Source organism: Streptomyces sp. NPDC050423 (assembly GCF_040655445.1).
Lineage (GTDB): Bacteria > Actinomycetota > Actinomycetes > Streptomycetales > Streptomycetaceae > Streptomyces.
Map to the genome: position 1 here is coordinate 59,253 of NZ_JBFAJY010000015.1, position 14,800 is coordinate 74,052.

At 70.8% G+C, this 14,800-nt stretch carries 12 protein-coding genes and 1 tRNA gene; 8 read left to right on the top strand and 5 right to left on the bottom strand.

Annotated features, from left to right (window positions below):
* The first annotated feature begins 10 nt into the window (after window positions 1–10).
* Window positions 11–1,456 carry an NCS2 family permease gene (locus AB0I52_RS13855; RefSeq protein WP_363072130.1) on the top strand — a complete coding sequence of 482 codons (1,446 nt, stop codon included), beginning with the start codon at window positions 11–13 and terminating at the stop codon, window positions 1,454–1,456.
* 86 nt (window positions 1,457–1,542) lie between these two features.
* Here the strand turns inward: AB0I52_RS13855 and AB0I52_RS13860 are convergent, their stop codons facing one another.
* Window positions 1,543–3,000, bottom strand: coding sequence for an MFS transporter (locus tag AB0I52_RS13860; protein ID WP_363072132.1), 1,458 nt, complete (start codon window positions 2,998–3,000; stop codon window positions 1,543–1,545).
* Window positions 3,001–3,161: 161 nt separating this feature from the next.
* Between AB0I52_RS13860 and AB0I52_RS13865 the strand changes: the two genes are divergently transcribed.
* On the top strand, window positions 3,162–3,617 hold the full coding sequence (locus AB0I52_RS13865) for a MarR family transcriptional regulator (protein ID WP_363072134.1): 456 nt from the start codon (window positions 3,162–3,164) through the stop codon (window positions 3,615–3,617).
* Window positions 3,618–3,682: 65 nt separating this feature from the next.
* Here the strand turns inward: AB0I52_RS13865 and AB0I52_RS13870 are convergent, their stop codons facing one another.
* From AB0I52_RS13870 to AB0I52_RS13880, 3 genes are all read right to left on the bottom strand, one after another.
* Window positions 3,683–4,576 (bottom strand): cellulose-binding protein, encoded by an 894-nt coding sequence (locus tag AB0I52_RS13870; protein WP_363072136.1) that lies wholly within the window; start codon window positions 4,574–4,576, stop codon window positions 3,683–3,685.
* 204 nt (window positions 4,577–4,780) lie between these two features.
* A complete protein-coding gene (locus AB0I52_RS13875; protein WP_363072138.1) occupies window positions 4,781–7,177 on the bottom strand; it encodes an SUKH-4 family immunity protein in 2,397 nt (798 codons plus the stop codon).
* 5 nt (window positions 7,178–7,182) lie between these two features.
* The gene (locus tag AB0I52_RS13880; RefSeq protein ID WP_363072140.1) at window positions 7,183–8,160 is read right to left on the bottom strand and encodes an SMI1/KNR4 family protein; all 978 of its coding nucleotides are present in this window, start codon (window positions 8,158–8,160) and stop codon (window positions 7,183–7,185) included.
* 302 nt (window positions 8,161–8,462) lie between these two features.
* Here AB0I52_RS13880 and AB0I52_RS13885 point away from each other — a divergent pair, with 302 nt between their 5' ends.
* Together AB0I52_RS13885 and AB0I52_RS13890 are read left to right on the top strand one after the other, a co-directional pair.
* On the top strand, window positions 8,463–8,996 hold the full coding sequence (locus AB0I52_RS13885) for a YwqJ-related putative deaminase (protein ID WP_363072142.1): 534 nt from the start codon (window positions 8,463–8,465) through the stop codon (window positions 8,994–8,996).
* 10 nt (window positions 8,997–9,006) lie between these two features.
* Entirely contained in the window at window positions 9,007–9,540 is a 534-nt protein-coding gene (locus AB0I52_RS13890) for an SUKH-3 domain-containing protein (protein ID WP_363072144.1), read from the top strand.
* A 57-nt stretch (window positions 9,541–9,597) separates the two neighbouring features.
* On the opposite strand, the gene AB0I52_RS13895 is transcribed toward AB0I52_RS13890, so the two are convergent.
* Window positions 9,598–10,905 (bottom strand): histidine kinase, encoded by a 1,308-nt coding sequence (locus AB0I52_RS13895; RefSeq protein WP_363072146.1) that lies wholly within the window; start codon window positions 10,903–10,905, stop codon window positions 9,598–9,600.
* A 155-nt stretch (window positions 10,906–11,060) separates the two neighbouring features.
* Here AB0I52_RS13895 and AB0I52_RS13900 point away from each other — a divergent pair, with 155 nt between their 5' ends.
* The 4 genes from AB0I52_RS13900 (at window position 11,061) to AB0I52_RS13915 (ending at window position 14,663) form a co-directional block, all read left to right on the top strand.
* The gene (locus AB0I52_RS13900; RefSeq protein ID WP_363072147.1) at window positions 11,061–11,924 is read left to right on the top strand and encodes a hypothetical protein; all 864 of its coding nucleotides are present in this window, start codon (window positions 11,061–11,063) and stop codon (window positions 11,922–11,924) included.
* A gap of 15 nt (window positions 11,925–11,939) precedes the next feature.
* Window positions 11,940–12,011 (top strand) — tRNA-Gln (locus tag AB0I52_RS13905).
* Between the two features lie 108 nt (window positions 12,012–12,119).
* Window positions 12,120–13,568, top strand: a complete 1,449-nt coding sequence (gene glmU / locus AB0I52_RS13910) for a bifunctional UDP-N-acetylglucosamine diphosphorylase/glucosamine-1-phosphate N-acetyltransferase GlmU (RefSeq protein WP_363072148.1) — start codon at window positions 12,120–12,122, stop codon at window positions 13,566–13,568.
* A gap of 120 nt (window positions 13,569–13,688) precedes the next feature.
* Complete coding sequence (locus AB0I52_RS13915; protein ID WP_362955075.1) at window positions 13,689–14,663, top strand: ribose-phosphate diphosphokinase; 975 nt, start codon at window positions 13,689–13,691, stop codon at window positions 14,661–14,663.
* Window positions 14,664–14,800: the final 137 nt, after the last annotated feature.

The following is a 14,800-nucleotide window of genomic DNA, read 5'->3' on the forward strand; positions in this document are numbered from 1 at the left end:
AGAAACAGTCATGCACCCCAGTGAGACCAGCGCGACCGACGTGCCGCCCACCAGATCCGGCAGCCCTCTCGACCGGTTCTTCCGCATCAGCGAACGCGGATCGACCTACGGACGGGAGATACGCGGCGGGTTCGCCACCTTCTTCACCATGGCGTACATCCTCGTGCTCAACCCGATCATCCTCGGCAGCGCCGAGGACAAGTTCGGCAAGCACCTGGACAGCGTCCAACTGGTCACCGCCACGGCTCTGGTGGCCGCGGTGATGACGTTGATCATGGGTGTGGGCGGCAATCTGCCACTCGCCCTGGCCGCAGGCCTGGGCATCAACGCCGTCGTCGCCTTCCAGGTCGCCCCCATGATGGGCTGGGACGACGCGATGGGCCTCATCGTGCTCGAAGGTCTGCTGATCTGCGTCCTGGTGATGACAGGTCTGCGCGAGGCGATCATGCACGCCATCCCACAACCCCTCAAGCAAGCCATCAGCGTCGGCATCGGCCTGTTCATCGCCTTCATCGGCTTCGTGGACTCCGGGTTCGTCACCCGCATCCCGGACGCCGCGAACTCCACCGTGCCCGTTCAGCTCGGCACCGGCACGCTCACCGGCTGGCCCATGTTCGTCTTCTGTTTTGGCGTGCTCATGACAATCGTGCTCCTCGCCCGCAAGGTGAAGGGCGCCATTCTGATCAGCATCGTCCTGATGACCGTCCTCGCCGTCGTCATCAACGAGATCGCCGACGTCAAGTCCTGGGGCCTGACCTCGCCCGCGCTGCCCGACAAGCCCGTCGCCGCACCCGACTTCGGACTGCTGGGCAAGTTCGACCTGTTCGGCTCGTTCGGACAGGTCAGCGTCCTGACCGTCGTCCTGCTCGTCTTCACCCTCGTCCTGTCCGACTTCTTCGACACGATGGGCACCGTCGTCGGTGTCACCGCCGAAGCCGGACTCCTCGACGAGCAGGGCCAGGTGCCCGGCCTGGGCCGCGTCCTGCTCATCGACGGCGTGGCCGCCGTCGCCGGTGGCGCCTCCTCCTCGTCGTCGGCCACCACCTACATCGAATCCGCCGCCGGGGTCGGCGAGGGTGCCCGCACCGGTTTCGCCAACCTCATCACCGGCGGACTGTTCGCGCTCGCGCTCTTCCTCACGCCCGTGCTGACCATCGTGCCCCTCCAGGCCGCGTCCCCCGCGCTCGTCGTGGTCGGGTTCCTGATGATGACCCAGGTCAAGCACATCGACTGGGACCGCTACGAAGTCGCCATCCCGGCCTTCCTCACCATCGTCGTGATGCCGTTCACCTACTCCATCACCAACGGCATCGGTGCCGGTTTCGTCGCCTACGTGATCATCAAGGCGTGCCTGGGCAAGGCCCGCGAAGTCCACTGGCTGCTCTGGGGCACCACGGCGCTCTTCTTCGTCTACTTCGTCATCGACCCCCTGGAACAGGTCCTCGGCCTCAAGTAGCCACGGGGCAAACACGACCGGGGTGGCCTCGTCCGCACTCGACGAGACCACCCCGGGGGCTGCGCGCACAGGGACGCGCGCCGGGATCAGCTCCTGGCCGCGGCGACCTCCGGTGCGGCGGACGCGTCAGCCTTGTCGCCGGTGGCGCCGGACCCGCGTACGGCCGGGATGAACGCCGAGATCGCCGCGGCGATGACGGCGACGGCGCAGCCGAACATCAGGCCGGTACGGAACCCGGCCTCGGTGGTGAGGGTGAAGCCACCCGTCTCGGCGGTCATCTGCGAGAGGACCGCACCGATGACGGCGGCGCCGATCGAGGTGCCGAGCGCGCGCATGAGGGTGTTGAACCCGTTGGCGGCGGCCGTCTCGGACGCCGGGACCGCGCTCATGATCAGGGCGGGCATCGCGCCGTAGGCGAGGCCGACGCCGCTGCTGCTGACCATGAGGAACAGCATCAGCCCCCAGGCGGAGCCCATCAGGACGATGCCGAGGCCGTAGGCAGCGGCGATGACCAGCACACCGCTGATCAGCGTGAACTTCGGGCCGCGGGCGTCGGTGAGCTTTCCGCCGAACGGGGAGACGATCATCATCATGATGCCGCCGGGGGCCATCCACAGGCCCGCCGCGAGCATCGACTGGCCCAGGCCGTAGCCGGTGGCCTCGGGGAACTGGAGCAGCTGCGGCGCGATCAGCATTCCGGCGTACATGCCGAAACCGACGAAGAGCGACGCGAGGTTGGTGATGAGCACCCGGGGGCGGGCGGTGGTGCGCAGGTCGACCAGCGGGTCCCTGGTCCGCAGTTCCCAGAATCCCCAGCCGATCAGCACCACGACGGAGGCGGCGAACAGGCCGACCGTCGTCGTGGAGGCCCAGCCCCACTCGGCGCCCTTGGAGACGGCGAGGAGCAGGCAGACCAGACCGACGGCGAGGCCGAGGGCGCCGGGCACGTCGAAACGCTGCCCCTTGGCGCCGGCCGGGACGTCCGGAATCAGGAACCAGATCAGCGCGGCGATGGTGAGGGCCAGCGCGGCGGAGCCCCAGAACAGCACCCGCCAGCTCGCGTACTGGGCGACCGCCGAAGCGATCGGCAGGCCGAGGGCGCCGCCGATGCCGAGGGAGGCGCTCACCAGGGCGATGGAGGAGCTGAGCTTCTCCTTCGGCACCACGTCACGCAGCAGGGCGATGCCGAGCGGCACCATGCCCATGCCCATGCCCTGCAGACCGCGTCCGATGATCATGGGGACGACGGTGGACGCGAGGGCGCACACCACGGAACCGACGAACAGTGGCACCGCGCACACGAGCAGCATCCGGCGCTTGCCCAGCAGGTCACCCAGCCGTCCGGAGACCGGCACGCACACCGCCGAGACCAGCAGGGTGACGGTGATCACCCAAGTGGCGTTGGAGGACGTCGTGTTGAGAAGCTTGGGCAGTTCCGCGATGAGCGGGGTGACCAGGGTCTGCATGACCGCCGCCACGGTACCGGCGAAGGCGAGAGTCGCGACCACACCGCCCGTTCTGGCTGTCGGCTGGGGGGCATCCATGAGGTGGAACTCCTAGGGGTCGTCCGGTGCGCCGAATAGCGATGTGCATCGTACATGTCGAATGTGTCATACACACCACGTGGCCGATGCACGACGCATGAGAGCATGAGCCCGCGTTCGGAACCGACGCGCGATCGCCCCCGGAGCAGGAGGCCGCAGACATGTCCAGGCCCACGGACGAAGTGGAGTACGAGCAGATGCTGCTCGGGCGACACGACCTCGCCCACCACCGGGGCGGACGGCACAAGTACGCCCTCATGGGCCGAAGCGCCTACATCCTGCTGAGCCGCATCCGGATCCAGGGCCCCATGTCCAACGGCGAACTGAGCGAGGCCTTCGGCCTCGACGCCTCCACCCTCAACCGTCAGACCGCCGCGGCCACACGCGCCGGACTGGCCGAACGCATCGCGGACCCCGACGGCGGCATGGCCCGCAAATTCCGCATCACCGACAAGGGCGCCGCGCTCCTCGACCAGGAGCGCGAACGCGTCGTGCGCGCCCTGGACCAGATCATGAACGACTGGCCGGACGAGGACATCGCCGCCTTCGCCGGCTACCTCAAACGCTTCAACAGCGGCATCGAGCACCTCTCCAAGCACCCCTGGCCGCGCCCCTGACAGTGCCCCGGCCGCTGACGGACCTGATCAGTGACGGGCCTGATCGCTGACGGGCCGGGGGCCCCTCAGTCGTCCGCCGGGGCCACCCGCCCGGTGAGCGCCGCCAGCGAATTGCGCACATGCGCCATGTGCGCCTGCACCTCCTCGCGGCCCTCCCCGTGCTCCCGCAGCATCCGCTCCGTCTCCCGGACCACCCGCTCCTCACGCACCCGGGCGGCGGCGACCAGCTCCGCACCCCGCGCCTCGGCGTCCTCCTGACCGTGCCGCGCGGCCTCCTCCGCCCCGGCCAGCGCCCGGCGCGCCCCGGCCAGAGCGGCATCCGCCCGCCCGGCCAGCTCCGTGTGCTCCGCGGACTGCGCCGACTCGGCGTCCGCCAGCTCCTGCCCGGCCACCTTCCACCGCTCGGCGTGCTCCTGCTCCTGATGCGCCAGCACACTCGCGGTACGGCTGCGCGTCGCCTCCATCGCGGCGTCCGCCTCCTCACGCACCGCCCCCGCCGCCAGCCGGGCCGCGGCCAGCGCCTCACCGGCCGAACCCTCCGCCGCGGCCAGCACGCCCTCGGCATGGGCCACCGCGGCCGCCCGCACCGCCTCCGCGTCCGCACGGGCCGACTCACGCAAGGTCCGCGCCGCCGCGTCCACCGCGTCCCGCAAGGACTGCGCATCCTCCAGCGCGGCACCCCGCACACCCTCCGCCTCGCCCTGAGCGAGCGCCAGGATCTGCTGCGCCCGCTCCCCCAGCGACGCGTAGTCCTGCGGCGCCAGCACGGCGACGGCCTCGTCCAGCCGGGCCGACTCCGCGATCAGCGTCTCCGCCAGCGCCGCAAGCCGCGCCACCTGCTCCTGGGCACCGTCCCGCTCGGCGGACAGCTCGGCCACCATGCGGTCCACCTGCTCCGGACGGTAGCCACGTCCGCGCACGCCGACGAAGCCGTGCGCGGACACCGGTGCAGAACTCATCCCTGACGCCTCTTTCCGACTCTCCGGCCCGACCCGAGCATCGAGCGATACGCCAAGGATGCGGCAATTGGCTGAGAAGTCGGAATCCTTTCGACGCTTTCCGGACGGAAGCGACGGGCATCACAGACGGCGAAGGCGTGACACCCCGTCCCCCAGCAGGGAACAGGGCGCCACGCCCGAGGAAGTACGACGCAGACCGGACGATCAGATCAAGCCGTCCCACATCTGCTCCAGCAGCACCGACCACCAGCTCTCCGGCGACGCGAGCGCCGCCGGGTCCAGCGCGACGAGCTGCGCCTGGAAGTCGACCGTCCAGCGGCCGGCCTGTTCCGGGTTGAGCCCGAACCGCAGCCGCCACATCCGGCCCAGCAGCGCCAGCGAACGGGTGAACTCCGGCAGCCCGGTGTTCACGAACTGCGGCGGCACCGACTGCCCGCCGGGCCCCGCCTCCACCGGCACGGCCACGATGTTCGCCGTCCCGTACTGCACACAGATCGCCCGGCCGAAGTCCGAACCCATCACGAGGTACGACCCCGCGTCGGACGCCGGCTGCACCTGACGCTGCACGGCCAGCTCGGCCAGCGTCGGCACCACCGGCTGCCCCGGCTGCGCCCAGAAGAACGGCCCGAAGTCGGCGGGCAGCCCCGCCCACACCAGCGTCCGCGCCACGACCTCCGGCACACCCTGCCGGGACACCGCACGCTGATCGAAGCGCAGCACACCCTGCGGACCGAAGGTCTGCAACAGCTCCTCCGCGACGGCCTCCGCCGGCACCGGCAGCGCGGGCGGCAACTGCGGCAGCGGCGCCCGGACCGGCGCCGGCCGCGCCGGACCGTCCGCGACCTGGTGCAGCTCACCCTGGTGGGTGAGCAGATGCTGCATGCCCTGCTGGCGGCTCGCGTGATCGGTGCCGTACGGGGCGACGCTGGTGATCCGCACCTGAGGCCAGGTCTCCCGGATCATCCGGGCACAGTAACCACCCGGCAGCTCACAGGACTCCAGCTCCGTGTGCAACTCGATGACCTGCTGCGGCGGCACGTTCATGGCCCGCAGCTCGTGCAGCATCTGCCACTCGGGGTGCGGGGTGCCGGGCGCCGAACGCCGGATCAGCTGCTGCTCGCTGCCGTCGGGGCCGCGGTAGCGCAGCACCGCCTGGTAACCGGGGCCGACCGTCGGCTGACCGACGGGCGCCTGCGGGTACCCGTACGCCGGGGGCGGCGGGGTATGACCCGGCGGCGGCACCGGACCCGGGGCGCCCCCCATCGGCGCACCGGGCGGACCCGGAGGCTGCGGAGCCGGCGGGCCCATCTGAGCCGGACCCGCGAGCATCGTCGCGGCATGGTGCACACCGCCGCCGGGAGGCGGCGTCGCCCCGGGAGGAGCGGGCGGACCGGGCGGCTGCGACACACCCGGGGCACCAGGCGGAGCGGGCGGCTGCGGCGCACCCGGGGCACCAGGCGGACCGGGCGGCTGCGGCGCACCCGGAACACCGGGCGGACCCGGCGGGTGCGGAACCGGCGGACCGACCTGGCCCGGGGCCGCGAACATCGTGGCCGCCTGGTGCACATCGCCACCGGGCGGCGGCGGTGCCGGCGGACCGGGAGGCTGGGGCGCGCCGGGCGGACCCTGCTGCGGAGCGAGCTGCGTCGGCATGTACCCGCCCGCCGGGGCGCCGGGCGCACCCGGTCCCGAGGGCGGCGGCAGCTGCGCACCCGGAATGCCGGGCGGCCCCGGGGGCTGCGGCGTCGTCGAACCCCCACCACGCCCACCCCGCGGCGAAACAGCCGCCTTGCTGGTGGCCTCCTGCGAGATGTCCCCCGAACCGGGACCCCGCGCGTCGAGACCGGGCACGATCGCCGTCCGGGGCAGCTGGCTGCCACCGGACATCAGCGCGGTCGGCGCATCGGCCGGCACCACCCTGGGCGGCGCACCCTCGTCGTCCGCACCCGAGAGCGGCGGCGCGAACACCGTGGCGGGCAGCCCCACCTCCCCCTCGTCGGAACCGGCGTTGGTATCGGTCCCCGCCCACGGCGTGGCCCCGGCCGGCGGCTGCGGCGAGGACGCCGGAACCCCCGCGAACGCGGTGGGCTCGTACGCGCCCGGCCCGGCCGACGGAGAAGGCGGAGGCGGAAGCGGAGGAGGAGAGGACAGAGGAGCAGGAGCGACAGGGGCGGGGGCGGGGGCCTGTGGCGGCACCCGCTCCCCGGCCCGGTCCGCCCGCCCGTCCGGGATGCCGAGCTTGTCCGCCGCCTCCTGGAGCCACTCGGGCGGGCTCAACAGGAACGACGTCTGATTCAGATCGATGCGCTGCGGCGGCTCCGGGGCGGCCTGCACCACATCCGGGGCGCCGTACTCCTCCTCGTACCGCCGGATCACCTCACCGACCGGCAGTCCGGGCCACAGCGTCGCCTCACCGCTGTCCCGGGCGATCACCAGCCGCTGCCGGCCACCGTCCGAGACCGGGCCGTCGACCCGGTCCTCGGCCCACACCACGAAACCCAGTTCGAACTCACGCACCCGCACCTCGCGGTGCTGGTACGCCGCAACGTCACCGTTGACCCACTCGTCCGCGCGCTCCTGCGCCTGCGCAAAGGTCACCATCGCGCTCACCCTTCCACCGGGACCGCGCGCGCGAAGCCGCCGTCCACCATCAGGTTCGCCACCGTCTCCAGCTCCGGCGGACTGCCCGCGAGACGCTGCAGAAAGGCATCGAAGTCCGCACCGCACGGCAGCAACAGCCGCTCCACCCGCTCCTGGACACTCCAGCCGTCCTGATCCCGCGCGTCGTCGTACACGCAGAACCAGACCGAACCGATGTCCCGGCCCCGGACCTTCACCGCGAGAATGCCACCCTGGACGAAACCGACCCCCAGGTAGTCCTTGGTCAGATGGTCCCGCAAGCACTTGTTGACGTACACCAGATCGTTCACCGCGGCCTCGTCGCGCACCGTGAAGAACGGCTGGTCGACCAGCAGACCGAGCTCCGCGTCGAGCGCCGCACCCACCGGGGCCGAACCGCCCGCCGCCTTCAGGAACGAACGGTACGCACCGGGCAGCCGGTACCCGAGGTCCTCCTCCACACCCTGGATCTGCTGCTCGCTCACCGCCACGGCCCCCTTCGGGAGCCGGAAGTGCGCGGGCCGGGTCTCCTGGAGCGGACGCGTACCCCGCTTGTTCTGGTCCACCGCGGTCGTCGCGAGACCGCCGTGATGCCGCAGCAGCGCCTTCACCTCGACCGGGACCAGCTCCATCCGACGGCCGCCCGGCACGTGGTGCCAGGTCCAGCCGTGCGGGGTGGCCACCGCCGGAATCGTGTCCCACAGCTCATGGCCACTGGCCGCCAGTGCCGCGTTCGCCGACACGTAGTCCGTGAGCCGCAGTTCGTCGACACCGAAACCCTGTGGGGGCTCCGCGATCTCAGCGACGGCGCGCGCGTACGGCGCGAACACCGGACAGCCGTTCCCGTCCATGCGCACACCTCTGGGGTGGCGGGACGCCCGGACAGGATCCGGGAAGTGCACGAGCTGCCCGGCGTAGGCCCCGTTCGGTGGCGCGGCTTGCTGCCCGAGCCGACCTGTCGTCATGGCGGTTGCCCCCTGCTGCGTCTGGCTGATGAGGACCGACTGCCCATGGGGGCGGTCCGGGCACAGCCTATGCGGTGCCGCGAGAACGGACCCCGCCCCACCGGCCGCCGGCCACTTCCGTCACGAACCGTCACGACGATGTGCCGAATGAGCGACCAACGGGCCACCTTCGGGCGACACGCGCACACGTTTTCCCGACCCAGCTTTCACACGACCCGACACATTTGGCAGGCTGTCACCGCATACACGGGGGCGTGCACATTCGGCAGCGGCCGCTGCGGGCACGGGAGGGACAACGCACCATGCACACCGCACACTCTGCACACACCGTCACATCCGGGGACCCACGACTCAGCTGGAGCAGCACCGAAACCAGCCACGCGCCCCACCTGACCCACCGCCGCGACGGCATCCTGCCCGCCGTGGCCGCAGCGCTGTCCGTACGCGGTGAAACGCTCACCTGCACCGCGGGCAAGGGTGACCAGGCACCCGTACTGCACCACCTCGTCCAGGACTTCCTCGACACCCTCACCAGCGGCCAGCGGGAGCGCTTCACCGGCCGCTGCCCCGAAGCGATACTGCTCTCCCGGCACCTCTCCGCCGCCGAGGCCGGCCGCTCCAAGCGGGCCCAGCGCAAGCCCCTCACCAACGGCGAGGCCCGCCGCGCACTCAAGCACGCCCGGCTCACCGCCCGCCGCATCCGCGAGGACGGCGACCCCCTGCACGGCAGCTACGCACCGCCCTGCCGCTCCTGTTCGGTGATGCTCGCCCACTTCGGCGTACGACCCGTCGACCTCACCACGACCGGAGCGGCGACCACCGCCGAGAAGGGCTGACCGCGCCCCCATGGCCGACCGAAACGACTTCCCCGAACAGGCGGGCCCGGCGAACCACGACCGCCAGGCCTCCACCCGCTTCCCCGTCCCCGTCGACGCCGCCCTGCGCGCCGCGGGCTGGCAGCCCGGCCGCTGGGACATCCGGCAGGCCGAGGAGTGGGCCGACGCGCTGCGCTCGCACGCCTCACCGGCCGGCCACCAGCACGCCGTCTTCCCGGCCGCCGTGGAGGCCTGGGCCGAATTCGGCGGCCTGCACCTCACCGCGACCACGCCAGGCCGCCAGATCGCACCGGCGGCGGTACGGATCGACCCCCTGCGCGGCCTGCACCTGGCCCGGACCCTGGCGGACCTGGGACGCGCCCTGGAGACCGAGGTCGCCCCACTGGGGGAGGAAGGGGACGGGCAGGCGGTCCTCGCGATCGACATCGAGGGACGCGTCTACAGCGTCGACCACACCGGTGACTGGTACCTCGGGCCGGACATCGACCAGGCCCTGTCCACCCTGGTCACGGGCACCCAGCCGGAACGCCTGACCTCGGGCTGAGCCCGCCTCGAAGCCCGTCCGTCTCGAACGCCGGACGGGCCGGGCAGGGACGCGCCCTCAGGCACCGGCCCCGGCCACGTCCGGCAGCACCGCCGACACCCGGAAGCCGCCGGCGTCCGTCGGGCCGGAGACGAAGACCCCGCCCAGACCCAGCACCCGCTCCCGCATCCCCACGAGCCCGTTGCCCCCGCTGGGCAGCCCCGCGTCCGCCGTGGCCGAGTCCGAGGGGCCGTTCTCCACCTGCATGGCGACCTCCGCCCCCCGATGCGCCAGCCGCACCCACGTCTTCGCGCCGGCCGCGTGCTTGTGCACGTTCGTCAGGGCCTCCTGCACGACCCGGTACGCCGTCTGCTCGACCTCGGGCGCGTAGACACGCGTCTCGCCCTCCACCGAGAACTCCACCGTCATCCCCGCCGCCCGGGACTCCCCGACCAGCGTCTCCACCTCGTGCAGCCGGGGCCCGTCCTCCGGCGCGACCACGGCCGCCCGGCCGACGGAGGCGAGCGGCACCTTGGTCACCCGCGCCACCATCGGCTCCCCCGTGCGCAGCACCCCGAGCATCTCCCGCAACTCGGTCAGCGCCTGGCGCCCCATGTCACCGACGAGCGCCGCGTTGCGCACCGCCTTCGCCGGGTCCTTGGGCGCGACCGCCTGGAGCGCCGCGGCGTGGACCACCATCAGACTCACCCGGTGGGCGACCACGTCGTGCATCTCGCGGGCGATCCGGGTCCGCTCCTCCGTACGCGCCCACTCGGCCCGCTCCTCGGCGCGGTCCGCGAGCAGCGACAGCTCCCGCTCCAGCGAGTCCGCCCGCTCCCGCAGGCTCTCCATCAGCCGGCGCCGGGCCCCTATGTAGAGGCCGAACAGCACGGGCGGCGCGGTGAGCCCCACCGCCATGAAGAGGGACAGCATCGGGACGTACCAGTCGCCGGGCCCGAAGTCGGCACTCGCCGAGACGCCCTGGCGCAGCCGTACGTACGTGACGATGAACGTGCCCACCAGCGACATGCTCATCAGCACGACGGTGATCCGCCGCGGCACGTCGGACGCGGCCAGCGTGTACAGGCCGACCAGGCCCATCAGGAAGCCCATCTCGGCCGGTGTCGTCGCGACCGACACCAGCACCACGGCGATCGGCCACCGCCGGCGCACCAGCAGCACAGCCCCCGCGAAGAACCCGAAAACCACGCCCAGAGGCACCGGCAGCCCGGTGTCCCCCGCGAATTCCACCCCTTCCAACGCACACTCCAGCGCCGAGAACAGCGCCAGCCCCACATCCAGTGCGACACTCCGTCGCCGTTCCCACCACCAGTAGCCGCGGGTGGTCGGTCCCGCCGCTTCCCGGTCTGCCCCCGTTGCGGTCATGGCATCCAGCGTACGGGCGGGCGCATCTCATTTTCGGGGGACCTGCGCAGCACGTCCCGACGTCGAACGGATTCGAATCATGTGCTCATCACTCGATCCGGCGAACACCAACCGAATCCCCGGCGGACGTCCGCATTCCGGACGACGATCACCACATGACGGCAGAACTCGGGAAATACGCCGACTTCGAGGGGCTGCGCGCACAAGCGGTGGCCCTGCGCCGGGAGGGCCTCAGCCTCCGCCAGATCCGCGACCGGCTACATGTCCACAACAACGACCTGCTCAATCGGCTCGTCAAGGGCGAGCCGCCTCCTGAGTGGACGAAACGCCCCAACGCCAAGGACGACCTCCGAGCCAAGGCGCGGGAGCTGCGGCTACAGGGGATGACGTACGACCAAATCCAAGTAGAGCTGGGTTGCTCAAAGAGTTCGATCTCACTGTGGGTCCGAGACCTACCGAAACCGACGCCGAGCCGCACTGCTGCCGATCAGGCACGCTTGGCCGGACGAATGCGGTGGGACCACGAGCTGGCCGTGCGCGACGTAGAACGGCGACGGACCAAGTCGGAAGCATCGGCCGAGATCGGTGTGCTCTCGGACCGCGACCTGTTCATGGCTGGCGTCTCCCTGTACTGGGCCGAGGGAGGCAAGGACAAACCGTACGACCGCCGCGAGAACGTCACCTTCATCAATAGCGACCCTGCCGTGATCCAGTTGTATCGAGCATGGCTGGCGCTCCTCGAAATCGAGCCGCAACGACTGTGCTACCGACTGAGCATCCATGAATCAGCTGACGTGAAGGCCGCCGAGACCTGGTGGGCCGAACTGATCGGAGTCGACGTCTCGACCTTCCAGAAGTCAACGATCAAGAAGCACAACCCGAAAACCGTTCGCAAGAACGTGGGGGATACCTACCGGGGGTGTCTGGTCATCCGAGTCTTGCAAGGCGCCGAGTTGTACCGTCGAATTGAAGGGTGGTGGCACGGCATCGCGGATCAGGCTCAACTCCGTCTCAGGTAGGGTCTCCTCCTGTAATCCGCCGTGGGGTAGCGGCATCCCGCAGGCCTTTGGAGCCTTGAGACGCTGGTTCGAATCCAGCCGGCGGAGCCCACGCATACGGGCCCCGACCAACCGGTCGGGGCCCGCACTCATGTCCGGTCCAACACCCCCCGGTATCCTGCGGATGTCCACCACCCGAAGCCGAAGGGCATATCCGTGAGCTCCGAACGCCCGGCAGCCGTCGTCGTCCTCGCAGCGGGTGAGGGCACCCGCATGAAGTCGAAGACCCCCAAGGTTCTGCACGAGATCTCCGGGCGCTCGCTCGTCGGACATGTCGTCGCGGCCTCCCGCGAGCTGGAGCCCCAGCACCTCGTCGTGGTCGTCGGCCACGCGAGTGAGCAGGTCACCGCCCATCTCACCGCCGCGGACGCCCAGGTGCGCACCGCCTACCAGGCCGAGCAGAAGGGCACCGGAAACGCGGTGCGCGTCGGGCTCGACGAGCTGGGCGGGACCGTCGCGGGCACCGTCATCGTGGTCTGCGGCGACACCCCGCTGCTGTCCGGCGGGACGCTCACCGCGCTCGCCGCCACCCACACCGCCGACGGCAACGCCGTCACCGTGCTGAGCGCCGAGGTCCCCGACGCGACCGGCTACGGCCGGATCGTCCGCGACCCGGCGACCGGCGCGGTCACCGAGATCGTCGAGCACAAGGACGCCACCGAGGCCCAGCGCGCGATCCGGGAGATCAACTCCGGGGTGTTCGCGTTCGACGGGCAGCTCCTCACGGACGCGCTCGGCAAGGTCCGTACGGACAACAGCCAGGGCGAGGAGTACCTCACCGATGTGCTGTCCATCCTGCGCGAGGCCGGGCACCGGGTCGGCGCCTCGGTCGCCGGCGACCACCGGGAGATCCTCGGGATCAACAACCGGGTGCAGCTCGCGGAGGCCCGCCGGCTGCTGAACCAGCGGTTGCTGGAGCGGGCGATGACGGCCGGCGTGACCGTGGTGGACCCGGCGTCGACGCTGATCGATGTCACCGTGACGTACGAGCGGGACGCGATCGTGCACCCGGGTACCCAGCTGCTGGGTACGACGCATCTCGCGGAGGACGCCGAGGTCGGCCCGAACTCGCGGCTGAAGGACACCGTCGTCGGTGCGGGCGCGCGGGTGGACAACACCGTCGCGGACGGGGCCGAGGTCGGCGCCGGTGCGACGGTCGGTCCGTACGCCTATCTGCGGCCGGGTACGCGGCTGGGCGCGAAGGCCAAGGCCGGTACGTACGTGGAGATGAAGAACGCGACGATCGGCGAGGGCACGAAGGTTCCCCACCTGTCGTACGTCGGTGACGCGACGATCGGCGATCACACCAACATCGGTGCCGCGAGCGTGTTCGTGAACTACGACGGTGTGGCCAAGCACCACACGACGATCGGCTCGCACTGCCGCACTGGGTCGGACAATATGTTTGTGGCGCCCGTCACGGTCGGGGACGGCGTCTACACCGCGGCCGGATCCGTCATCACGAAGGACGTGCCGTCCGGTTCGCTGGCCGTGGCCCGAGGCCAGCAAAGGAATATCGAGGGCTGGGTGGCCCGCAAGCGTCCGGGCAGCGCGGCCGCGCAGGCCGCCCAGGCCGCGGCGGCGGAGACCGGCGGCGAAAGCTGACCGGAATCAGGCGCGTCGCGCACGGCGTACCGTGATAGATGCTCACCCCATTTCGGCTGGCTCGTTGCACATCGGGACATCTGCGTGCAGCGCCAGGAACACGTCTGAGGAGACTGTGCTGTGACCGGGATCAAGACGACCGGCGAGAAGAAACTGATGTTCTTCTCCGGCCGCGCCCACCCCGAGCTGGCCGAGGAGGTTGCACACCAACTGGGTGTCGGCCTCGTGCCGACGAAGGCCTTCGATTTCGCCAACGGTGAGATCTACGTCCGATTCCAGGAGTCCGCCCGCGGCGCCGACTGCTTCCTGATCCAGAGCCACACGGCTCCGATCAACAAGTGGATCATGGAGCAGCTGATCATGCTGGACGCGCTGAAGCGCGCGTCGGCCCGTTCGATCACGGTGATCGTGCCGTTCTACGGCTACGCCCGCCAGGACAAGAAGCACCGCGGCCGCGAGCCGATCTCGGCCCGTCTGATCGCGGACCTGATGAAGACGGCTGGTGCGGACCGCATCCTCACCGTCGACCTGCACACCGACCAGATCCAGGGCTTCTTCGACGGTCCGGTCGACCACCTCTTCGCGCTGCCGATCCTGGCCGACTACGTCGGTGCGAAGGTCGACCGCTCGAAGCTGACGATCGTCTCGCCGGACGCCGGCCGGGTGCGCGTCGCCGACCGCTGGTGCGACCGGCTGGACGCCCCGCTGGCGATCGTGCACAAGCGCCGCGACAAGGACGTGCCGAATCAGGTCAGCGTTCACGAGGTCGTGGGCAACGTCAAGGGCCGGGTCTGTGTCCTGGTCGACGACATGATCGACACGGGTGGCACGATCTGTGCCGCCGCCGACGCCCTGTTCGCGCACGGTGCCGAGGACGTCATAGTGACGGCGACGCACGGCGTGCTCTCGGGTCCGGCCGCCGACCGGCTGAAGAACTCGAAGGTCAGCGAGTTCGTCTTCACGGACAGCCTGCCGACCCCGGGCGAGCTGGAGATCGACAAGATCACGGTGCTCTCGATCGCGCCGACGATCGCTCGCGCGGTGCGCGAGGTCTTCGAGGACGGTTCGGTCACGAGCCTCTTCGAGGAGCAGTAGGCGAAGAGCGTCACAGAAGATCCACTTTGGGGTGCGGCCTCCCCGCCGGGTAGACTCAGCGAGTTGCTCGGCGAGGGAGGCCGTACTCATAAGTACGGCGGTCCGTTATCGACGCGCTCTTCGTAGCAGGCCTGTCG

What these genes read in the sequence shown, in the direction of transcription:
- AB0I52_RS13865 (WP_363072134.1), top strand. Translation starts at nt 3,162, where the DNA reads ATGTCCAGGCCCACGGACGAAGTGGAGTACGAGCAGATGCTGCTCGGG.
- AB0I52_RS13885 (WP_363072142.1), top strand. Translation starts at nt 8,463, where the DNA reads ATGCACACCGCACACTCTGCACACACCGTCACATCCGGGGACCCACGA.
- AB0I52_RS13875 (WP_363072138.1), bottom strand. Translation starts at nt 7,177, where the DNA reads ATGGTGACCTTTGCGCAGGCGCAGGAGCGCGCGGACGAGTGGGTCAAC.
- AB0I52_RS13900 (WP_363072147.1), top strand. Translation starts at nt 11,061, where the DNA reads ATGACGGCAGAACTCGGGAAATACGCCGACTTCGAGGGGCTGCGCGCA.
- AB0I52_RS13895 (WP_363072146.1), bottom strand. Translation starts at nt 10,905, where the DNA reads ATGACCGCAACGGGGGCAGACCGGGAAGCGGCGGGACCGACCACCCGC.
- AB0I52_RS13870 (WP_363072136.1), bottom strand. Translation starts at nt 4,576, where the DNA reads ATGAGTTCTGCACCGGTGTCCGCGCACGGCTTCGTCGGCGTGCGCGGA.
- AB0I52_RS13860 (WP_363072132.1), bottom strand. Translation starts at nt 3,000, where the DNA reads ATGGATGCCCCCCAGCCGACAGCCAGAACGGGCGGTGTGGTCGCGACT.
- AB0I52_RS13855 (WP_363072130.1), top strand. Translation starts at nt 11, where the DNA reads ATGCACCCCAGTGAGACCAGCGCGACCGACGTGCCGCCCACCAGATCC.
- AB0I52_RS13880 (WP_363072140.1), bottom strand. Translation starts at nt 8,160, where the DNA reads ATGACGACAGGTCGGCTCGGGCAGCAAGCCGCGCCACCGAACGGGGCC.
- AB0I52_RS13890 (WP_363072144.1), top strand. Translation starts at nt 9,007, where the DNA reads ATGGCCGACCGAAACGACTTCCCCGAACAGGCGGGCCCGGCGAACCAC.